Origin of the sequence: Enterobacter sp. Ap-867 (genome assembly GCF_011752855.1) — a bacterium.
In the GTDB taxonomy this organism is placed as follows: Bacteria; Pseudomonadota; Gammaproteobacteria; order Enterobacterales; family Enterobacteriaceae; genus Cedecea.
In genome coordinates, this window is sequence record NZ_VWWS01000003.1 from 267356 (window position 1) to 288027 (window position 20672).

The 20672-nt window shown below is 57.4% G+C and carries 22 protein-coding genes; 9 read left to right on the forward strand and 13 right to left on the reverse strand.

What is annotated here, in order from left to right; translation table 11 throughout:
- The first annotated feature begins 29 nt into the window (after positions 1–29).
- Both msrB and F3J26_RS11790 read left to right on the forward strand, forming a co-directional pair.
- The gene (gene msrB, locus F3J26_RS11785; protein ID WP_008456665.1) at positions 30–443 is read left to right on the forward strand and encodes a peptide-methionine (R)-S-oxide reductase MsrB; all 414 of its coding nucleotides are present in this window, start codon (positions 30–32) and stop codon (positions 441–443) included.
- A gap of 39 nt (positions 444–482) precedes the next feature.
- Positions 483–764, forward strand: coding sequence for a YeaC family protein (locus tag F3J26_RS11790; RefSeq protein ID WP_008456664.1), 282 nt, complete (start codon positions 483–485; stop codon positions 762–764).
- A gap of 47 nt (positions 765–811) precedes the next feature.
- Here F3J26_RS11790 and chiD read toward each other — a convergent pair whose 3' ends face one another.
- The 4 genes from chiD to sppA all read right to left on the reverse strand — a co-directional run bounded on the left by chiD (position 812) and on the right by sppA (position 5901).
- Positions 812–2086, reverse strand: a complete 1275-nt coding sequence (gene chiD, locus F3J26_RS11795; protein ID WP_166993978.1) for a chitinase ChiD — start codon at positions 2084–2086, stop codon at positions 812–814.
- A gap of 205 nt (positions 2087–2291) precedes the next feature.
- On the reverse strand, positions 2292–2927 hold the full coding sequence (pncA, locus tag F3J26_RS11800) for a bifunctional nicotinamidase/pyrazinamidase (protein WP_166993980.1): 636 nt from the start codon (positions 2925–2927) through the stop codon (positions 2292–2294).
- 9 nt (positions 2928–2936) lie between these two features.
- Positions 2937–3953, reverse strand: coding sequence for an asparaginase (ansA, locus tag F3J26_RS11805; RefSeq protein ID WP_008456661.1), 1017 nt, complete (start codon positions 3951–3953; stop codon positions 2937–2939).
- Positions 3954–4050: 97 nt separating this feature from the next.
- Positions 4051–5901 (reverse strand): signal peptide peptidase SppA, encoded by a 1851-nt coding sequence (gene sppA, locus F3J26_RS11810; RefSeq protein ID WP_166993982.1) that lies wholly within the window; start codon positions 5899–5901, stop codon positions 4051–4053.
- A 232-nt stretch (positions 5902–6133) separates the two neighbouring features.
- On the opposite strand from sppA, the gene F3J26_RS11815 reads away from it, so the two are divergent.
- Positions 6134–6685, forward strand: a complete 552-nt coding sequence (locus F3J26_RS11815) for an NAD(P)H nitroreductase (protein ID WP_166874945.1) — start codon at positions 6134–6136, stop codon at positions 6683–6685.
- A 44-nt stretch (positions 6686–6729) separates the two neighbouring features.
- Here the strand turns inward: F3J26_RS11815 and phoC are convergent, their stop codons facing one another.
- The gene (phoC, locus tag F3J26_RS11820) at positions 6730–7479 is read right to left on the reverse strand and encodes an acid phosphatase PhoC (RefSeq protein WP_008456655.1); all 750 of its coding nucleotides are present in this window, start codon (positions 7477–7479) and stop codon (positions 6730–6732) included.
- A 230-nt stretch (positions 7480–7709) separates the two neighbouring features.
- Between phoC and selD the strand changes: the two genes are divergently transcribed.
- Genes selD through F3J26_RS11835 form a run of 3 tightly spaced genes read left to right on the forward strand, consistent with a single transcriptional unit; the run spans position 7710 to position 10950 of the window.
- Positions 7710–8750, forward strand: coding sequence for a selenide, water dikinase SelD (selD, locus tag F3J26_RS11825; RefSeq protein ID WP_008456654.1), 1041 nt, complete (start codon positions 7710–7712; stop codon positions 8748–8750).
- Positions 8751–8753: 3 nt separating this feature from the next.
- A complete protein-coding gene (locus F3J26_RS11830) occupies positions 8754–10748 on the forward strand; it encodes a DNA topoisomerase III (protein ID WP_166993984.1) in 1995 nt (664 codons plus the stop codon).
- Entirely contained in the window at positions 10705–10950 is a 246-nt protein-coding gene (locus F3J26_RS11835) for a YnjH family protein (protein WP_286180254.1), read from the forward strand. The genes F3J26_RS11830 and F3J26_RS11835 overlap by 44 nt, the downstream gene beginning before the upstream one ends.
- Here F3J26_RS11835 and F3J26_RS11840 read toward each other — a convergent pair.
- Positions 10916–11326 (reverse strand): pyrimidine (deoxy)nucleoside triphosphate diphosphatase, encoded by a 411-nt coding sequence (locus F3J26_RS11840; protein WP_166993986.1) that lies wholly within the window; start codon positions 11324–11326, stop codon positions 10916–10918. The genes F3J26_RS11835 and F3J26_RS11840 overlap by 35 nt on opposite strands.
- 70 nt (positions 11327–11396) lie before the next feature.
- Between F3J26_RS11840 and F3J26_RS11845 the strand changes: the two genes are divergently transcribed.
- Positions 11397–11963, forward strand: a complete 567-nt coding sequence (locus F3J26_RS11845) for a carboxymuconolactone decarboxylase family protein (protein ID WP_166993988.1) — start codon at positions 11397–11399, stop codon at positions 11961–11963.
- A complete protein-coding gene (locus F3J26_RS11850) occupies positions 11964–12590 on the forward strand; it encodes a CDP-alcohol phosphatidyltransferase family protein (protein ID WP_166993990.1) in 627 nt (208 codons plus the stop codon). It abuts the gene before it with no gap.
- Between the two features lie 64 nt (positions 12591–12654).
- Here F3J26_RS11850 and F3J26_RS11855 read toward each other — a convergent pair whose 3' ends face one another.
- The 5 genes from F3J26_RS11855 to F3J26_RS11875 form a co-directional block, all read right to left on the reverse strand.
- Positions 12655–13944, reverse strand: coding sequence for a rhodanese-like domain-containing protein (locus F3J26_RS11855; protein WP_166993992.1), 1290 nt, complete (start codon positions 13942–13944; stop codon positions 12655–12657).
- Between the two features lie 84 nt (positions 13945–14028).
- Positions 14029–14652 carry an ATP-binding cassette domain-containing protein gene (locus F3J26_RS11860; RefSeq protein WP_166993994.1) on the reverse strand — a complete coding sequence of 208 codons (624 nt, stop codon included), beginning with the start codon at positions 14650–14652 and terminating at the stop codon, positions 14029–14031.
- Positions 14652–16226, reverse strand: a complete 1575-nt coding sequence (locus F3J26_RS11865) for an ABC transporter permease (protein WP_166993996.1) — start codon at positions 16224–16226, stop codon at positions 14652–14654. Before F3J26_RS11865 ends, F3J26_RS11860 begins: the two co-directional genes overlap by 1 nt.
- Positions 16223–17380 carry an ABC transporter substrate-binding protein gene (locus F3J26_RS11870; RefSeq protein ID WP_166994068.1) on the reverse strand — a complete coding sequence of 386 codons (1158 nt, stop codon included), beginning with the start codon at positions 17378–17380 and terminating at the stop codon, positions 16223–16225. Before F3J26_RS11870 ends, F3J26_RS11865 begins: the two co-directional genes overlap by 4 nt.
- 51 nt (positions 17381–17431) lie before the next feature.
- Complete coding sequence (locus F3J26_RS11875; protein WP_166993998.1) at positions 17432–18094, reverse strand: TVP38/TMEM64 family protein; 663 nt, start codon at positions 18092–18094, stop codon at positions 17432–17434.
- Positions 18095–18301: 207 nt separating this feature from the next.
- Between F3J26_RS11875 and F3J26_RS11880 the strand changes: the two genes are divergently transcribed.
- Positions 18302–18730: an organic hydroperoxide resistance protein gene (locus tag F3J26_RS11880; RefSeq protein WP_008456632.1), complete on the forward strand. Its 429-nt coding sequence runs from the start codon at positions 18302–18304 to the stop codon at positions 18728–18730.
- 30 nt (positions 18731–18760) lie between these two features.
- Here the strand turns inward: F3J26_RS11880 and F3J26_RS11885 are convergent, their stop codons facing one another.
- Positions 18761–19429 carry a VTT domain-containing protein gene (locus F3J26_RS11885; RefSeq protein ID WP_166994000.1) on the reverse strand — a complete coding sequence of 223 codons (669 nt, stop codon included), beginning with the start codon at positions 19427–19429 and terminating at the stop codon, positions 18761–18763.
- Between the two features lie 78 nt (positions 19430–19507).
- On the reverse strand, positions 19508–20314 hold the full coding sequence (gene xthA, locus F3J26_RS11890; protein WP_008456628.1) for an exodeoxyribonuclease III: 807 nt from the start codon (positions 20312–20314) through the stop codon (positions 19508–19510).
- Positions 20315–20672: the final 358 nt, after the last annotated feature.

The window sequence follows — 20672 nt, forward strand, 5'->3', positions numbered from 1 at the left end:
CCCAATTGAACTGACCGAGATGTACACCTATGTCTAATCAATTACCCCCTGATTCAAATAAGAAAAACCTCAGCGAAATGCAATACTACGTGACCCAGAAGCACGGCACTGAACCGCCGTATTCAGGGCGTTTACTGCATAATAAGCGTGACGGGATTTATCACTGCCTGGTGTGTGAGGCCCCGCTGTTTCTTTCGGAAACAAAATACGACTCAGGCTGCGGCTGGCCAAGCTTCTACGAGCCTGTCAGCCCCGATGCCATCCGCTATCTGACCGATAATTCCCACGGCATGGAACGCGTTGAAATCCGCTGCGGCAGCTGCGACGCGCACCTGGGCCATGTGTTCCCGGATGGCCCGCAGCCGACCGGGGAGCGGTATTGCGTTAACTCGGCCTCGCTGAGCTTCACCGACGGGCAAAATGGTGAGCAGGTTGAGGGTTGAAGAATCGATTCAGCTAATTATTCTGCGACGGGGTGCCCAATGAGCAATCTGGATGAGATGTTGAGCGTGATGACGCCGGAGATTTATCAGCGCCTGGCGACCGCGGTCGAGCTGGGAAAGTGGCCTGATGGCGTGGCGCTGACCCAGGAGCAAAAAGACAACAGCCTCCAGCTGGTGATGCTGTGGCAGGCGCGCCACAACACGGAGGCGCAGCACATGACTATCGACACCAATGGCCAGATGGTGATGAAGAGCAAACAGCAGCTGAAAGCGGAGTTTGGCATCGAGCCTGCGCCGTTTGTAACGATGAAGCTGCAGTAAACAAAAGGGAGACTCACTGGTCTCCCTTCGTTTTTCTGCGTCAACCGCTATTTAGCGTGATCGATGCCCAGCGACTCGGCGAGCTGTTTCGCCAACTGGTTGTTGTCATCCGCGCCGTATTCCCAGAACATCGCGCCGCCCAGCCCCTTCTCCTTGATGTACTCGGCTTTGATTTTCACCGAGCGCGGATTCTCATAGGAAATGGCAAACAGCGGTTTACCTTCAGCAGACTTCAGCGTCAGGTACGGCACCTTCGCGTCGTCATCCCACTCTTCGGTGAAGCGCTTCTGCGGGTCGTTCAGCATTTTCTTCACCAGGTCGTTGTATTTGACGTAAGTGTCTTTCGTCAGATCCACGCCCAGCGCGGTTTTAAACAGCTCCAGCTCACGCTCGCCGAAGTAGGGCTGTGTGACCGGGTTTTTCTGCGCGTCTGGTTTTGACCAGTCAATGCCCGGCTCTACGGCGCGCTTAGGTACGCGGCCATAGAAGCCGATGCCGAGGTTCATCTGCGCTGGTTTCAGCCCGGCTGCGAGATAGTTATTTACTACGAAATCAGCGCTGTACTTGTCGGCTTCGGCCACGGTCGGCCACTTTTTCGAATCATAGAGATTCGAGTTGAAGTACTGCGTACCGTATGCCATGTCGTAGGTCATCAGGTTGATGTAGTTCAGCACCGGCGCAATGGCTTTCACATCAACCCAGCTTTTCGGGCTTTCGGCATTGGCCCCGACGGCAATGGTAACCAGTTTTTTGTCGCCCACGGCTTTACGCAACTCTTTCAGCAGGGCTGTGAAATTATCCCGGTCGGCGTCCAGCTTATCCACCAGGCCCCAGGCGCCATTTACCGGGAACTCCCAGTCGAGGTCGATCCCATCCAGGCCATATTTGTCCATCACTTCCTGCACCGAGCGGATAAACACCGCGCGGTTTTCAGGCGTTGCTGCTGCGGCAGAGAAACCGCGAGCCCCCCACCCACCAACGGACAGCAAGATTTTCAGCTGTGGATTCTGTTTCCGCAGTGCCGGCAGGGTTTCAAGGTCGGAGACAACTTTTGGGGAAAGATAGATTTGATGCAGTTTTGACGAATCTTTCAGCGCTTCGTTGGTTTCGCCTTTCTCGTCGTTATAAATCAGGCCAAAGGAGTAATTGAGGTGGGTAATCTGGCGAACATCAAGCTTATTGATATCCCCCCCGGGACCGGCAGTGACGTCGCCGCCGCCGTTGAAGTAACCCACGGAAAGCAAAGATTCAGCCTGCGCAACGCCGCTGCAGGCGAGCGTCACCGCGGCCACCAGCGGTAACATTTTACGTGTGAATGACATAATGATTCCTCTTTGACGGGCACAACATAAAAGCTCCCCGGCCACGCTTAACAGACGAAAACGGCGGAAAGCGAAATCAGCTAACATGCTGAATAAATTCACTGAATATGATTATGAGAGCGCTCCCAGGCTAGGGCGAGCAAAAAAAGCGTAGATTGTGAGCGGAATCGATACAAAAGTGTGGGGCGGGGGGCCGCCCCTACGATTATTGGCAGGTAAAATCGGCGAAGGTCATTAGCGTGGCGCCTTCAACCGCCATCTCCTGGAATGCCTCCAGGCTGCTCTGGGGCCGCAGGTTCACGCCGCGACAGCCATCGGTGATGACTATCACTTCATAACCCAGCTCCAGCGCGTCAAGCACGGTAAATTTCACGCAGAAATCCGTTGCCAGCCCCAACACCACCAGGCTGCTGATGTCGTGCTCGCGCAGCCAGGCATCCAGCTCGGTTTGCTGCCGGTGGCCGTTATCGAAAAACGCGCTGTAGCTGTCGATAGCCGGATTTTGGCCTTTATAGACGATCTTATGGACGCCGGAAGCCTTCAGCAGCGGGTGAAGTTTCGCCCCTTCGCTGTTCTGAATGCAGTGATCGGGCCACCAGGTTTGCGCCAGGCCGTCGAGCATGCCCTCAGAAAAAGATTCAGTGCCTTGCGTACTGGCGAAACTTCCGTGCTTTGCCGGGTGCCAGTCTTGAGTGGCAACCACGTTTTCACCGCGGGCGTTAAACAGTTCGATAAGCTGGTTAGCGACCTCAACGGTGCTGTCACCTTCCGGAACCGCGAGCGTGCCACCGGCACAAAAATCGTTCTGCAAATCAATCAACAGCAAAGCACGTCGCGCCATTGGCGTTCCTTATTCGTCGGGGGTGAGTTCACCACGCAGGTTGCACGACATGGCATCACGGATCGCCTGGGCATCCAGACCCTGGCTCAGCAGATAGTGAAGCTTGGTTAACGTCGCTTCCACCGTCATATCAAAGCCGCTGATAACGCCCGCCTGCGCCAGCGCGTTGCCGGTAGCATAGCCGCCCATGTTCACTTTGCCGGACATACACTGCGTGAGGTTAACCACCACGATGCCGCGCGCGCTAGCTTCCTGCAACTCTTTAATGAACGCGCCCTGCTGCGGGGCATTACCCACGCCGTAAGAACGCAGGATCAGCGCCTTGACCGGCTGACGCAGGAAGTTGCCCACGACGTCGGCAGAAATGCCTGGATAGATGGTGACCACGCCAATCGGCTGCGGCGTGATCGGGTGGACAATCAGTTCGCCTTCGCCGTGCGGGGCCGGCGGCGTATTCAGCTTGCGGATGTGGATCCCGGCTTCCAGCAGCGGCGCAAGGTTAGGTGAAGCAAAGGCATCAAAGCCGTCGGCATGGGCTTTGGTGGTGCGGTTCCCGCGATAGAGACGATTGTTGAAGAACAGCGTCACTTCGTTGATCGGGTAGTTGGCCGCCACGTACAGCGAATTAAGCAGGTTGATTTGCCCGTCAGAACGCAGCTCCGCCAGCGGGATCTGTGAACCCGTGACGATCACCGGCTTGCTGAGGTTCTCCAGCATGAACGAGAGCGCCGAGGCGGTAAACGCCATTGTGTCCGTGCCGTGGAGGATCACGAAGCCGTCATACTCGTCGTAGTGGGCTTTGATGTCGTCGGCGATGTGCTGCCAGTCTTCAGGCGTCATGTCCGAAGAGTCCATCAGCGGATCGTATTCGTGGATCGTGAAGTCCGGCATTTCCGGGCGGTGGAATTCAGGCATCATCGCCAGCTGGCGCTGAAGATGGCCGGAAACAGGAATGTAGCCGTGTTCAGAACGCTGCATCCCGATAGTACCGCCGGTGTAGGCAACGTAGATAGATTTCTTTGGCATAGTTTTGCTCGAGGCTTTCGATATTTGCGGCAGAGTATAGAGAGGATGACGGAAAAAAAAAGCCCGGTTTAACCGGGCTTTGATTCATTTGAGTAAATTAACGCACATCGCCGCAGGTGAGGCAGAAGGCGTAACGGTTTTGCGGATCGTTCATGGTGCCGAATTTGTCATTCTGGGCCTTGACCGCCAGCGCGGCATCCGCCAGTGGCGCTGGCAGGTAAGCCTGAATGGCCTGCGGCAGCGCGGCGCGTACCGAGCCGGTCATGGCGTTAAAGACCATGTCGGTGAAGGTCGCGTCATCCTGCCAGAACGCCAGGTGCCAGCTTTTCAGCTTCGCCAGCTCGGCGGCTTTGGCCACGGCGTCGTCAAAGTCACCCAGGCTGTCCACCAGGCCGTTGGCTTTGGCATCTTCCCCGGTCCAGACGTGGCCCTGAGCAATCTGATCGATTTGCTCCGGCGTTTTCTTACGGGACGTCGCCACCAGGCCAATAAAGCGCTTGTAGCCGTTATCGATGCTGAGCTGCATCATCTGCTGTACTTCAGGCGGCAGTTTCTTGGTCACGGCCACGTCGGCCAGCGGCGACGTTGATACGCCGTCGGTATGCACACCAATCGCATCGAGGGTGTTTTCTACGGTGTTGATGACACCGAAAATACCAATCGAGCCGGTCAGCGTGCTTGAGTTGGCGATGATGTAGTTCGCCGGGGTGGAGATCCAGTACCCGCCGGATGCCGCCATGCCGCCCATGGAAACCACAATTGGCTTCCCGGCTTCACGCGCAGCCACAAGCTCTTCACGGATGGTTTCGGACGCAGTGACGCTGCCGCCAGGGCTGTTCACGCGGAAGACGATGGCTTTCACCTTCGGATCCAGACGCGCTTCACGGATCTGCATGGCCGTAGTATCGCCGCCGACCTGGCCCGGGGTTTCTTCCCCGTCCATAATCGCGCCGTTGGCGAAGATCACCGCGATGGCATCGCCTTGCTCAGACGGTTTTTTCACGGTGTAGTCGTAAATACTGGTGTAGCTAAAGTCTTTGTTGGCTTTGCTCCAGCCGAACTGCTTCACCAGTGCTTTGTCTACAGCAGCACTGCTCGCCAGCTCGTCCACGAGTTTATTGTCCAGGGCATATTTTGCGGTGTCGCCACCCAGTTTTTGCAGGTTATCCAGCAGCGCCTGAGCGCCAGGGAAAGCCTGCTGAGCGGTGATCTGGCGGTTGGCCGCGATGGTGTTCAGGTAGTTTTGCCACAGCTCACCAATCCAGCGGCTGTCCGCGTCGCGCGCGGCAGGGGACATATCGTCGCGGATATACGGCTCAACCGCTGATTTGTAAGTGCCGACGCGGAAGACGTGGGTCGAGACCTTCAGCTTATCCAGCAGGGTTTTGTAATACAGCGCGTTGGTGGCAAACCCGTGCAGGTCAACCATGCCCTGCGGTGAGAGCCAGATTTTATTGGCAAAGCTTGCCAGGTAGTACTGACTCTGGTTATAGCTGTCGCCCATGGCATAAACCGGCTTGCCGCCGTCGCGGAACTCGCGCAGCGCTTTACCGATGTACTGCATTGACGGCTGGTCGGCCCCGGCGAAATCTTTCAGGTCAAGCACGATGCCGGTGATATTGCGGTCATCTTTCGCCTGACGAATGGCGTCGACGATGTCGAACAGGGAATTCTCCTGCAGACGGTCAGAGCTGGCGCCCACCAGCTGGCGGCCAATCACGCCCAGCTTATTGCTGACCGACGGTTTGTCTACCACCACGCCGGTGATATCCAGCAGCAGCGCCCCGCGCGCAGGTTCTGCAGGCGTGCTTTTTACCTGCATCCAGATGCCGACTCCGACCAGGATCAGCAGGATAAGGAACAAGTTGAGAATAAATTCCCGAATAAAATTAAGCAGACGCCAGGTCCACTTAAAAAAGCCGCTAATAAATCGCCCAATGGTGCGCATGTTTTCTCCATAACCTTCAACAGGGGTATTACCCGCACGCCGCAATGAAGCTGGCTAAAGCGGCGAAAGTAAAGGCTATCCTAAAGAGAGGGCGAGGAAATGTCAGCAGGAAATCGGGGCGGCGCTGTAACAAAAACTACGGCTGTGTTAATTTTGTGAATGAAAATCATTTAACGGACTGGGGCAACCTCCACGCTTTGCCAGTCATTTCCTGTCAGTAAGGGGCTTTTAAATGGATGCACTTGAACTTTTGATTAACCGCCGTAGCGCCTCCCGTCTGGCCGAGCCGGCTCCGGCGGGTGAAGTGCTGGAAAATATTCTGCGTGCCGGGATGCGCGCGCCGGACCACGGTACGCTCCAGCCGTGGCGCTTCATTGTTATTGAAGGGGAAGGGCGCGAGCGCTTTGCTCAGCTTTTAGAGAAAGCAGCCCTTGCGGCCGGCATGGATGAAAAAAGCGTTGAAAAGGCGCGTACATCGCCGTTCCGCGCCCCGCAAATCATTGCTGTGGTCGCGCATTGCGAGACTAACCATAAAGTGCCGGTGTGGGAGCAGGTGGTTTCCGCAGGCTGTGCGGTGATGGCGATGCAAATGGCGGCGGTGGCCCAGGGCTTTAACGGTATCTGGCGCAGCGGCGCGTGGACTGAAAATGATTTGGTGCGCGAAGGACTGGGTGGCCGCGAGCAGGACAAAGTGGTGGGCTTCCTCTACCTCGGCACGCCGCAGTTGAAAGCGTCGACGACCATCAGCACCCCGGATACTTCTGCGTTCGTTTCTCGCTTCTGATTGGACATTATCCTGCCGGGCGCTGACCCGGCAGGTTCCATTTCTTATTTCTTCTGCTGTTTCGCAAACTCGTCTTTCGCTTTCTGCAGTTGCTGCTGGAAGGCGGCGTTGGTATGCAGCGTGGCCACTACGGCAGATCCCACGACGCGAGCGGCATCAATATCGCTCTGCCAGTGGTAACCGCAAATCACCCGGCTTTGCCCCAGATCAAACCCGCGTTTCAGGATCTCGTTCTGGCGCTGCGGGTTGATTTCCGCCAGCACCAGCGCGGTAGCCCAGCCAATTGAGGTATGCCCGGACGGATAAGAGCCATTTTTCGACAGCTTATCCTGCTCTTTGGTGTTACAGGTTGGCACACCGTAGAAGGCAAACGGGCGGATGCGCATGTACTTTTCTTTTGCACCGCGCGTGGCGAGGTCACCGGCGTCCTCAATCATGTTGGTCAGCAGCTTGTGCAGTTCCGGCGCATCTTTTTCGGTAATTGGCGAGCCAAACGCGCCGGAGAAAGCGTTAGCCACGCCGCCACCGCTCAGGTTGGCATCTTCTTCGGCCAGCTTGCCGCGTTCGGTGGCGCGCAGCAGGCGGCCCTTCTCATACATCGCCTGATCGTTCAGAAACGCAATGCTGCCGATTTCAGGCGGCGGCGGCAGCAGCGCCAGGCTGTCAATGGCCTGGGCGTTGGTCAGGTAATAGAGATCGGGCTTGGTGGTGGCGTCATTTCCCGGAGGGGCAAGGGCAAAGGCCGCAGAGGAGAACAGGCCGGCAATACAGAAGGCTAATACGCGTTTTTTCATTGTTATTCCTTACATGCGTGGGTTGTCCAGATAGTTGCCTCGATGGTTGTAACATTACTGTCATATTTGAGTAAAAGAGCGCATCGGCAAAATGCGGCCTGGCTTCAAAAAACTTCCGCTTTGCCTGCTTAGTGAGCAACGGCACGCGAATTAGGACTGCCAGACTTACCACCAGGGCGTTTGAGCGCTACCATATTGGGTACAGAATTTGGCGAAGAAAGGAAAAGTCCATGAAGCAAACCGTTCGTTTGACCCAGTACAGCCACGGCGCAGGATGCGGCTGCAAAATTTCCCCGAAGGTGCTGGAAACCATCCTGCACAGCGAGCAGGCGAAGTTTGTCGATCCTAATCTGCTGGTGGGGAACGAAACCCGCGACGATGCGGCGGTTTACGACCTGGGCAACGGCACCGGTATCATCAGTACCACCGACTTCTTCATGCCGATCGTGGACGATCCCTTCGACTTTGGCCGTATCGCGGCGACCAACGCCATCAGCGACATCTACGCCATGGGCGGGAAACCGATTATGGCGATCGCTATTCTCGGCTGGCCGATTAATACGCTGGCGCCCGAAATTGCTCGTGAGGTTATCGAAGGCGGGCGTTTTGTCTGCCAGCAGGCGGGGATTTCTCTGGCCGGCGGCCACTCGATTGACGCGCCTGAACCGATTTTTGGCCTCGCGGTGACCGGCGTTGTGCCCACCGAGCGAGTGAAGAAAAACAGCTCTGCTGAAGCAGGCTGCAAGCTGTACCTGACCAAACCGCTGGGCATTGGCGTGTTGACCACCGCCGAGAAAAAATCCCTGCTGCTGCCAGAGCACAAAGGCCTGGCGGCAGAGACGATGTGCCAGCTGAACAAAGTCGGCGCGGAGTTTGCCGATATTGCGGGCGTGACCGCGATGACGGACGTGACTGGTTTTGGCCTGCTGGGCCACCTGAGCGAAATGTGCGAAGGCGCGGGCGTTCAAGCTGATGTCTGGTTTGAATGCGTGCCAAAATTACCGGGTGTGGAAAGCTACATCGAGCAGGGCTGCGTGCCTGGCGGCACCTCCCGCAACTTTGCCAGCTACGGCCAGCTTGTCGGCGAGATGCCGGAGGCCTGGCGCAATCTGCTGTGCGACCCGCAAACTTCCGGCGGCCTGCTGCTGGCGGTTCGTGCGGATGCCGAAGCCGAAGTCTTTGCGGCTGCCGAGCGGAACGGCATTAAGCTCAGCGCCATCGGTGAATTGAAAGAGGCCCGCGCTGGCCGCCCAATGATCGAGATCCGTTAATTCATGCGGCTGTTTATTGCGGAAAAACCAAGCCTTGCGCGAGCCATTGCCGACGTGCTGCCCAAGCCCCATCGTCGCGGCGATGGGTTTATTGAATGCGGCAATGGCCAGGTGGTGACCTGGTGCATTGGCCACCTGCTGGAGCAGGCGCAGCCGGACGCCTACGACGGGCGATATGCCCGCTGGAACCTCGCTGACTTGCCCATTGTGCCGGAAAAGTGGCAGCTCCAGCCTCGCCCCTCCGTGACTAAACAGCTCAACGCGATTAAAAAGCTGCTGGCTCAGGCAACCGAAGTAGTTCACGCGGGTGACCCCGATCGCGAAGGGCAGTTGCTGGTGGATGAAGTGCTGGACTATCTCCAGCTTGCCCCGGAAAAGCGCCAGCAGGTGCAGCGCTGCCTGATCAACGACCTTAACCCGCAGGCCGTGGAGCGGGCGATTTCCCGCCTGCGCGCCAACAGCGAATTTATTCCGCTTTGCGTTTCGGCGCTGGCCCGCGCCCGTGCTGACTGGCTGTACGGGATTAACATGACCCGCGCCTACACCATTCTCGGGCGCAATGCGGGCTACCAGGGCGTACTGTCTGTGGGCCGCGTCCAGACGCCGGTGCTGGGTCTGGTCGTGCGCCGTGATGAAGAGATTGAAAACTTTGTCGCCAAAGATTATTACGAAGTAAAAGCCCACATCGTGACGCCAGCGGACGAGCGTTTTGTGGCGGTGTGGCAGCCGAGCGAATCCTGCGAACCCCATCAGGACGAAGAAGGCCGCCTGCTGAACCGCAAGCTGGCGGAGCACGTCGTCGCGCGTATCAACGGCCACCCGGCGCTGGTCACCGCTTATAAAGATAAACGGGAATCGGAAACCGCGCCGCTGCCGTTTTCGCTCTCCAGCCTGCAAATCGAGGCGGCGAAACGCTTTGGGCTGAGCGCCCAGAACGTGCTGGATATTTGCCAGAAGCTGTACGAAACCCACAAACTGATCACCTATCCGCGTTCCGATTGCCGCTATCTGCCCGAAGAGCACTTCGCCGGGCGGCATGCGGTGATGAACGCCATCAGCGTGCATCAGCCGGATTTACTGCCGCAGCCCGCGGTGGATGCCGATCTGCGTAACCGCTGCTGGGACGATAAAAAAGTGGATGCCCACCACGCGATTATTCCCACGGCCCGCAGCTCTGCAATCTCATTAAGTGAAAATGAGGCTAAAGTTTATGGCCTGATAGCCCGTCAATACTTAATGCAGTTCTGTGCCGACGCCGTATTCCGTAAATGCACCATCGATCTGGATATCGCCGGAGGCAAATTTATCGCTAAAGCGCGTTTCCTTGCCGAAGCGGGCTGGCGGGCGCTGCTGGGCAATAAAGAGCGCGATGAAGAGAACGACGGCACGCCGCTGCCGGTGGTGGCGAAAGGGGACGAACTGCTGTGCGAGCATGGCGAAGTGGTTGAACGGCAAACTCAGCCGCCGCGCCACTTTACCGATGCGACATTATTGTCCGCGATGACCGGGATTGCGCGCTTTGTGCAGGACAAAGATCTGAAAAAGATCCTGCGCGCCACGGACGGATTAGGCACCGAGGCGACGCGAGCCGGGATCATCGAACTGTTATTCAAACGCGCTTTTCTGGTCAAGAAAGGGCGCTATATTCATTCTACGGAGGCCGGGCGGGCGCTGATCCACTCGCTGCCGGAGCTGGCCGCCAGGCCAGACATGACCGCGCACTGGGAATCAACGCTGACGCAAATCAGCGAAAAGCAGTGCCGCTATCAGGACTTTATGCAGCCGCTGGTGCAAACGCTTTATGAGCTGATTCATCAGGCGCGAACCACGCCGGTGCGGCACGCATTTAAGGGTATCAAAGCCCAGGATGACGGAAAAAAAGCAAAACGTTGGGTCAAAAAAGAGGGAAGTGATGATGCCAGTAAAAAGCCTGCTCGCCGCCGTCGTGGGGCTAATGATGAGTCTGCCAGCGATGGCGGTGCAGTCCCGTCAGCCTGACGTTGACGTGGTGATCCCGCCGGAAGTGTTCACCAACAGCAATCAGCCGCAGACGCCGCCCTGCAACCAGTGCTGTATTTATGAAAATAAAAACTATTCTGAAGGGGCGGTGGTGAAGACGGAAGGCATTTTGCTGCAATGCCAGCGTGATGACAAAGTCTTAGGGACTAATCCGCTGGTCTGGCGCCGCGTGAAGCCATAAACGCCTTCAACAGTGGGACATCCGCCGGGGCGAGGGCATAGCCAAGCGCCTCCGGCGGTTCACACCAGACCAGCTCGCTGTGGCAATGGGCGATGGGTTTGCCGCTAAAGGCCTCAACATGCCAGGCGTGCAGATGAATCATTCTCCCGCTCACTTCGCGCTGATGGCTGGCCACGTAGCCGCTAATTTGTGCCGTAATTCCCAGCTCTTCCAGTAGTTCCCGCGCGAGCGCTTCAGGCTGCGTTTCTCCCCTTTCTACTTTCCCACCTGGAAATTCCCACAGGCCGGGCTGATCGCCATTTTCAGGGCGACGGGCGAGCAGAATTTTGCCTTCGTGCTCGATAATAGCCGCGACAACATCAAGGTTTTTTAGCATGGGTGTCAATTTTCCGTGGGGCTGGCGTGGCATAATACTCGTCCTGAGATGCCAGCAAAAGAGTAACTGAATGATGGAAACGAAAAGCGAGCCCTGGATTGCCCCCCTTAAAACGCTGCCCAAAAGCCTGCGCCCGATTGTGGCGATGCAGGAGAAAAATTTTGGTGCGGTGCTGAACCCGACCCGCTGGTGGGGGCGACTGCCGTATTTATTCTGGCTGGTGGCGCTGTTTGTCGGCTTTCTGGAAAGACGCCGGGCAAAAATCGACCCGGTGATTCGTTCGCTGGTGATGACCCGGGTATCGCAGCTGTGCAGCTGTGAATTTTGTATCGACGCTAACAGCCTGCGTCTTGCAGAGCGTAGTCAGTCGATGGATAAGGTGCTGGCGGTGGCCAACTGGCAAAATGAGTCGATATTTAGTGAGAAAGAGCGGGTCGCATTGGCCTACGCCGAAGCGATGACCGCCACGCCGCCACAGGTGACCGACGAGTTAAAAAACAGGCTCAAGCAGCATTTCAACGACCAGGCGGGGACCGAACTCACCGCGCTGATTGCCTTCCAGAACCTTTCGGCTCGCTTTAACGCCGCACTGGATATTCCCTCCCAGGGGTTATGCCCGACGAAGGGAAAACGCTAGATGTTCGACAGCTACCTTCACCCGCGTATCAAACCCGTGCTTAATCGCCTGGCGGCCGTGCTTGATAAGCCCGCTATCACGCCGGACAGGTTGACGCTGGCAGGATTCGCGATTGGCGGGCTCACTTTGCCTTTTCTGGCACTGCAATGGTATGTCCCGGCGCTGGTTGCCATTATCTTTAACCGGCTGTTTGATGGCCTGGACGGCGCGCTGGCGAGACGCAGAGGGCTAACCGATGCCGGTGGCTTCCTCGATATTACGCTGGATTTTCTTTTTTATGCCCTTGTGCCGTTTGGCTTTATTCTCGCGGACCCGGCGCAAAATGCTCTCGCAGGCGCGTGGCTGCTGTTCTCGTTCATCGGTACCGGCAGCAGCTTCCTGGCGTTTGCTGTCCTGGCGCAGAAGCACGATATCGCGAATCCAGGCTACGCCCATAAATCGTTTTATTATCTGGGGGGACTGACGGAAGGTACCGAAACTCTCCTGCTGTTTGTGCTTGGCTGCCTGTTCCCGGACGGTTTTGCCTGGCAGGCGTGGATCTTCGGCGGGCTTTGCTGGCTTACCACGCTCAACCGCATCTGGGGCGGGTATAAGACGTTAAAACGACTGGATGACTCCGCAGATTAACCCCCTCACCCTAGCCCCGTGGGGGAGAGGATTAGGGTGAGGGGGGGAAGTCCTCAAGTCGGCATCAGTTCGGTTTACGCTCGCCGCTCACGACAGGATTTTTAGGGTCAGCGCTCCATTCGTACCAGCCGCCGTCATACAAGCCAACGTTCTTCCAGCCCATTGCCCGCGCGTACATCAGCGTTTCGGAAGCGCGCCATCCGGTTCCGCAGTAAAAAGCAACCTGCTGATCCGGCGAGATATTCCAGTTTTTCCACATCGCGGCGATGTCGTCCCCTGCCCGCATGGTACCGTCCGGATTATGGAAGTCTTCCATATGCGTGGAGTCAGAGCCCGCGTGGCCCCAGCGGGCGCCCGCAATCTCGCCTTTGGGCTTGATGTAGCTGTACCCGCTGGTGGTGCCGATAAATTCCGGCCAGGAACGAATGCTGACCAGAGAAGCATCTTTGCGGTGCAGCAGCGCGCGCGCCTGTTCCATGTCCAGCATCAGCTGAGGCTGGCCGGGAATCGGGGCACCGAAGTCGGGGGCTGGTGTTGGCTGGCTGGGCAGGCCACGTTCAACGGGCAGATCCGCTGCGCTCCACGTCGTCCAGCCTCCGTCCAGGAGACGGACGTCTTTCACGCCGGCGTACAGCATGATCGCCGCCACGCGCGCCGCCGCGTAGACATCACGCCCATACAAAATGACGGTCGTATCGTGCCGGATGCCGTGCTTCGCCAGCATGGTTTTCAGCTTGTCGTCGGACACTTTGTTCCACAGCGGCTCGCTCTCCACCTCTTCGGTGTTGATGTAGCCCGCGCCGGGAATATGGCTGAGCAGATATTTTTTCGGCGCGCCCCAGCCCGCTTCAATCACTTTCCACTCCCCGGCAGGCGCTGCGGTGACCGGTTTTTTATTCTGTAAATCATGGATCCATTGCGGGTACACCAGCTGCTCAAAATGCGCCAGCTTTTGCAGGCGGGAAGGATCCTGCAGGGCGTCGGTCAGCATTGCAATCTGCGTAAACCCCAGCTTTTCTAAGCGAGTTTTCACGGCCTGAGCGTCGCTACCATACAGCGCCATCAATCCGGTTTTGCTCAACTGATGCTGCTTAGCCCACGTTGAAAGCTGCTCATCGCTCATTAGCGCAAGCCAGGAGGCCGAAAGATTCAAGGCTGTGGGTTCATGGCCGCCGTTGCCGTTTAAGGTTTGCGGCCAGCCGTTGTAAAACGCGCTCGGCCGAGTATCAATCACGGCACCGTTTACGGCTTTTACGCTGGAGAGGTTCATTTCAGTGGGTACCGAGGTGGCAAAAGTGACCTGGGGCAGCCCGGCAAGCAGCAGGGCGGTGGTTAGCTGAGAAACACGTTTCATCTAATAACCTGAAGGATAGCAAAAGAGCCGAAAGTTTAGTCCTCGCTGGCGCTGGCTTCTTTGCGATACCTCATGTTCGATGGGCTAAAGCCGGATAATCTGGCCGTGGGTCGGCGCATCCTGCTCATCGTGAGTAACCAGCACGACCGGCAGTTTGAGCAGTTGGGCTTTTTGCCAGACAAATTCCCGAAAGCCCTGGCGCAGCGGCAGGTCGAGCCGGGAAAAGGGCTCATCCAGCAGCAAAGCTTCGGGTTCGGCCAGCAGGGCGCGCAGGACGCTGACGCGCGCTCGTTCCCCGCCGGAGAGCGTGGCCGGATCTCTGCGGGCATAGTTTGCCAGCCCGGCGCTTTCCAGGACCTCCGAAACAACACGCTGCCGCAGCGAGCGCCCAGCGACGGAGGCGGGAATCGCCATCAACAGATTTTGCCCAACGTTAAGGTGAGGGAATAGCAGCGCATCCTGGAACAAAATGCCGATGCGGCGCTGTTCAACGGGCAAATAAGTCAGGCTGCGCTGGTTAAGCCGCAGCGTGCCCTGGGCGCTAAACTCCGGGGCTAAATCGCCGATCATCCAGTTCAGAAACGTCGATTTACCCACGCCAGACGGGCCCATCAGCGTAACAATCTCACCCGGCGCAACGTCAAAGCTGATACTCGCCAGCAGTGGTTCGCCATTGCGAGAGAGGGAGCAATTTCGCACGCTGAGCATTAGCGCAATCCTTTTCTGTGGGTGCCAGCCAGGCGGCTGGCTGAGATTGTGGCGATAAATACGGCCAGCGGCAGCAGCATTTGCAGCAGGGCCTGGATTGCAAACTGCTGTGGATCGCCGCCGCTGCTGAGCGCCACGGCTTCCGTTGTGACGGTGGCAAACCGGCCTGCCCCGGCATAAAGCGTAGGCAAATATTGCGCGATGCTGACCGAAAAACCGACGGCCAGCGCCGCCAGTAAAGGCCGGACAAGCAATGGGATCTGGATAAGGCAGAGAATTTTCCCCGGCGACCAGCCGAAAGTTTGCGCTGTCAGCACCAGACGAGCGTCAATCCGCTGCCAGGCTGGGGCCAGAATCAACAGCGTATAAGGCACGACCCACAGCAAATGGCTCCAGATAAGCGCGGCCCAGCTTCCTTCCATGTTCAGCCTGAGCAGGAGTTGATACTGCCCGGCGGCCAGCGGCAGCGCAGGCAGCAGCAGCGGCAGATACAGCCAGCGATCGTACCGGCGCGGGCAGCCCTTTAGCCACAATATTGTCACGACTGGCGCGATCAAAGCGCTGATAAGCCCGGCCACAAAACTTGTCCAGACCGGCACCAGTTCAGCCTGCTGCCAACCGCTAAGCGTTAAACTTTCAGGCCAGCGCGCCGGATAGAACCAGCCTTCAGCGAAGGACCAGATGACAAGCATGGCGAGAGCCATAAAGCCGAACAGAGAAAGTGAAGCGCTGGCCACAGTGCCTGCTGAGGTAAGATTCAGGGCACATCGCTTGCCTGAAAAACGCCCGATTCGCAGTTTAAATGCTTCCCACGCTAACCGCCCGAAAACCATAAAACCGCCGAGCAAAAGCAGCAGCACGCAGGAGGCCGCCAGGCCCATGTCCTGCCGAGAAATATCGCTGTCCGTTAACCATTGCCAGGCCAGCACGGCAAAAGTGGGCGGGTTAGCGGGGCCAAGAATAAGCGCGGCATCCACGACCGAAAGGCTGTATGCCGTCACCGCCACTAAAGCCCAGCCCAGGCGCGGCAAGAGCTGTGGCACAAGCACGTAGAGACGGGATTGTAGCTCGCCGTAGCCGAGCGTTCTGGCAAACGTTATCTGCTGGCTCAGCTGTTCGCTTTGTAGCTGTGCGGCTGAGAACCATAGCAAGAACCAGGCTTCTTTTAGCGCCAGCATGAGGCCGAGGGTAAAGCCGTAGTTATCCGGCGGCAGAGAAAGGTTGAAAAGGCGCGCCAGCCAGCCGCTGGCCGAAAACAGGAAGAAAAAGCCGCTGGCAAGGGCGACGTGTGGCAGCGCCAGCAGCAGCGGCAGGCGCTGAAGATAGCGCTGCCAGCGCTCGCCGGGATACAGGGTGCAGAGAAGGATTAACGTCAACAGCAGCGCACCGCCCACGCTGAGAGTGGTTGAAACCAGCGTGGTCATTAAGGCTTCCGGCCACTGTGAGTCCTGCCAGACGGCAAGCCAGGTTTCACTTTGTAACAATGGCGGCACTATCAGCGCAAACCCCGGCAGCACCGGCACAAACACCAGGCCCGCCGCCAGTGCTCCGGCAAGCGTAAAGCCGCGGCTCATCGCGACCCGTAACGCTGAAGCCAGGCCTGCTCCAGCGCGTTAACCCAGGCGGCGTGAGGTTCTGCCAGGAAAGGAACCGGATGCTGGCTTTTGGGCACCAGATCCTCAAGCTGTGCTTTGTGCGGTGGCGGCAGTGCGTTGCTGCTCAGCACGCTCGCATCGCCCCAGACAGCCGGATCGGCTTTGCGGATTTGTGCTTCCGGGGACATCAGGAAATTGGCCACGATCTGCGCTCCGGCTTTGGCGCTGCTGTTCGCCGGAATAGCGACGAAATGCACGTTGCCCAGCATACCGGCGCTAAAGCCAAAGGATTCTGCCGACGGCTGGAGCTGGCGGCGAGAGATCAGATTGTCGACGTGCGCCGGGTTGAAGGTCACTGACAGCAGCAGCTCGCCGTCGGCCAGCATACGATCCATGCGCGCCGGCGTCGGCGGGAACGTTTTTCCTTTTTGCCAGAGGAACGGATGAAGCTGGTCAAGGTAACGCCAGAGCGGGGCGGTGACTTGCTCGAAGGTGCCGGGATCCGGGGCCGTTTTCAGCGCGGCCGGTTTTTCGGTCAAGACAATCAAAAGCTGTTCAAGGAACGCCGTGCCGGTAAAATCCGGCGGGCGAGGGTAGCTGAGCTTGCCGGGATGGGCTTTGGCGAAGGCCAACAGTTGTTCTGCATTTTGTGGGAAGGTCGGCGTGCGTTTCTTATCGCCGATGAACATCAGCTGGGCGCTTCCCCAGGGCGCTTCTGCCCCGTCAACCGGTACCGAGAAATCTTCCCGCACAGGTTTTTTCACGTCAACATATCGCCAGTTTGGCAGATTTTCGGCCCAGTTTTCGCTGAGCAATCCTGCCTGCTTGAGCACGCTAAAATTTTCACCGTTGACCCAAAGCAGATCTACCGATCCGTTGGTTTTTCTGCCCGCAGTCGCTTCGCTTTGAATGCGCCTCACCGCATCGGCCGCGTCCGCCAGCTTCACAACTTTAAGCGTCACGCCGTAATGCGTTTTTACCTCACGGCTGACCCAGTCCAGATAGCCGTTAACGGCAGGATCGCCGCCCCAGGCGTTGAAATAAACCGTCTGGCCGTTGGCCTGCTGGCGAATATTCTGCCAGGACTGAGGTTGGGCGACGGCGCTAAAGCCGATCATCGTCAGGGCAACCATCAGCGCCCGTATGCCAGATATTAAGCGTTGCAAGAGAAAGTCCTCAGCGTGTTATGGGGCTGTTCGTCTGGCCAGCCAGCGCGCGGCCAGCGGCAATAGCCCTAGCAGGGCAAACACCAGCATCATACCGGGGGAGAGAATATCGCCCAGGCTTTGTAGCTGGCTCAGCTGCCTGCCGGTGTTAATGTAGACCACGATGGCAGGCAGCATGCCGAGCAGGCTGATCGCGGCATAGCGAACGACGCCCATTGGCGTCAGGCCCATTAATAAATTCACCAGCACAAAAGGGAAGACCGGCGCGAGCCGCAGGGCAAAGAGATAATGGCCGCCGTCGCGCCGTATGCCCTGGTTCACTTTTTCCATCATGCGCGAGAAACGGCGCTGCACCCAGTCCCGCAGCAGGTAACGGCTGATTAACATGGCGACGGTCGCACCTGCAGTGGCCGCCAGGGCAACCAGCACGGTGCCCTGCACCACACCAAAGATAGCGCCGCCCAGCAGCGTGAGCAGGGTGGCACCGGGAATGGAAAAGGTGGCGGTGAGAAAGTAGCAGCCCAAAAAAATCACAATCGCCAATATTGGGTGCTGCGCATGCCAGTGCGCAAACGCTATCTGAGAGTGCTGAAGTGCCGACAGGCTTATTGTGCCCGGAGGAAGCAGATACCAAAACAACCCCGCCATGATGACCAGCAGCGCAAAGAGACTCTTACGCACATCTACCTCTTCTCTTTTGTTTATCCATCGTCATACCGTACCGCTGCAGTAAAGGCGGGGAGTATAGCGGAGGGAGCGTGACAGCGAGCTTGAGCCAGGTCATGAAGCGGATACAGACTTATACATTTTGGCCTGGCGGAGAACATATGGCAGATACATAGCGGTAGTTAAATGGCGGCTCTTCTTACCCACGATTGAGGAATCACGATGTCCAGCAAACTCGAGAAAGTGCTTTATACCGCCCATACCACTACCGTTGGCGCTCGCAGCGGGCACGGGCGTTCGGACGACGGCAGCCTGGACGTGCAGCTCAGCACGCCGGGATCCGGCAAGCCGGGGACGAATCCAGAACAGCTTTTTGCCGTCGGTTATTCCGCCTGCTTTATGGGGGCGATTGGGCTGGCGGGGAAAAAATTGGCTATCCGCATTCCGGAGGAAACCGCCGTGGACGCCAGTGTTTCGCTGGGAAAAGTCGATAACGACAGCCAGTTTGCGCTGGCGGTGACGCTTCACGTCAGGCTGCCTGGGCTGAGCGAGGCCCAGCGGGAAACTTTGCTCGCGACCGCCCACGCCACTTGCCCGTACTCGCGTGCGATTAGCGGCAATGTTGACGTGACGCTGCTTTCACAAGGGTAACGACAAAACGCCTTCGATAGCCGGGGGCGTTTAACTTTTTAAGCGGGTTCTTTTTATCAGCCAGTGAGACAGGAGCGGCAGCAGGCCAATCAGCGCCAATAACAGCAGCATGGTGGGGGAAATAATGTCCCGCAGGCTTTCTACCTGGCTAAGCTGGCGGCCGGTGCTGATGTACAGCACGATAGACGGCAGCAGGCCAAGCAGCGTCACTATCGCGAAGCGAACGGCGGAAATCGGCGTCAGGCCCATCAGCAGGTTGATGATGGAAAAGGGCAGAACCGGCACCAGGCGAAGGGCAAACAGGCAGTGTGTAATATTGTGCTTAATGCCCTCGTTGATCTTTGCCATGGTGGTGGCAAAGCGCCGCTGTACCCAGTCATGCAAGAAATAACGGCTCAGCAACATCGCCACGGTTGCGCCGCTGGCTGCCGCCGTAGCAACCAGTACGGTGCCTTCGACCAGCCCAAACAGCGCGCCGCCCATCAGGGTCATAATGCGCGTGCCGGGGATGGAAAGGGCGGAAATCAGGAAATAACCAAGGAAGAAGGCGCTCATCACCAGCGCCGGGCGTTCGGCGTGCCAGAGACTAAGCTGAGCGTGATATTTCTGCAGCGTCGCCAGGCTAAGGGTGCCCGGCGGCAGCAGGATTAACAGCGAGATGACCAGCGTGGCCAGCAGCAAAAACAGGATTTTACGCATTCTGTTCGCGCCTCGTCAGGGGGAAAAACGGCATCTCGCTATCCTTGTCTGAAGATGTGTCTACCTTCAGTATTTCCCTTACCGCTTAAACTGCGCCCAAACAGGGGCGTGGTCGGACGGTTTTTCCATGCCGCGAATGTCGTAGTCGATCCCGGTTGCCACGCAGTGCGGCGCCAGCCCCTGGCTTGCCAATAGCAGATCTATACGCAGGCCACGGTTATCGTCGAAGCCTTTTGAACGGTAGTCAAACCAAGAGAATTTGTCCTGTGCTTCCGGGTTAGCGTGGCGGTAAGTATCCACCAGGCCCCAGCCGAGCAGGCGAGCCATCCACTCACGCTCTTCCGGCAGGAACGAGCATTTCCCGGTGCGCAACCAGCGCTTGCGGCTATCTTCACCGATCCCGATGTCGAGATCCGTCGGGCTGATATTCATATCCCCCATGATCAGCACCGGATTTTCCGGGCGCAGTTCACCCTGCAGGAAGTCCTGCAGATCCTGGTAAAACTTAGTCTTGGCCGGGAATTTGGTTTCATGATCGCGGCTTTCGCCCTGCGGGAAGTAGCCGTTGATCACCGTCAGGTTGCCAAATTCAGACGGGATTTCCGCCATGATAATGCGCCGCTGGGCGTCTTCGTCGTCGGTCGGGAAGCCTTTTCGCACCGAAATCGGCTTCTCTTTGGTCAGCAGCGCCACGCCGTAATGACCTTTCTGGCCATGATAAAACACGTGATAGCCGAGTTTCTCAACGTCTTCCAGCGGGAACATATCGTCGTGCACTTTGGTTTCCTGCAGACCAATAACGTCCGGCTGATGCTGTTCCACGATGGCTTCAAGCTGATGAGGACGGGCGCGCAGGCCGTTGATATTAAAAGAGACAAATTTCATAGTCGCTGCCAGGTTGTCAGGTTAATTGTTGCAGGATGGTAGCAGAAAACGGCGCAGGTTGCTGCGCTGAAGCTAATCGTTGCCATAGGCGCGTCTGGCGGACAAAAATAAAGCAACATTTGCACCAAAATTGATCTCGATGCGCAAAAATGGGGCGAAAACGGCAGGCAAATCCCGAAGGCGATCACAATTCCAGCATTATATTTTACCACTGCATAATATTTCTTGTTTTCGTGTCGAAAATCAGGCGGCACGTTAAAACTATGCACTTTTTATTCATTTTATATGAATAGTGAGTGTTTTTAAGTTATTGATTTTTCGTTTACCCCTCCGGTTTATGCATTTTTATCGCTGGCTG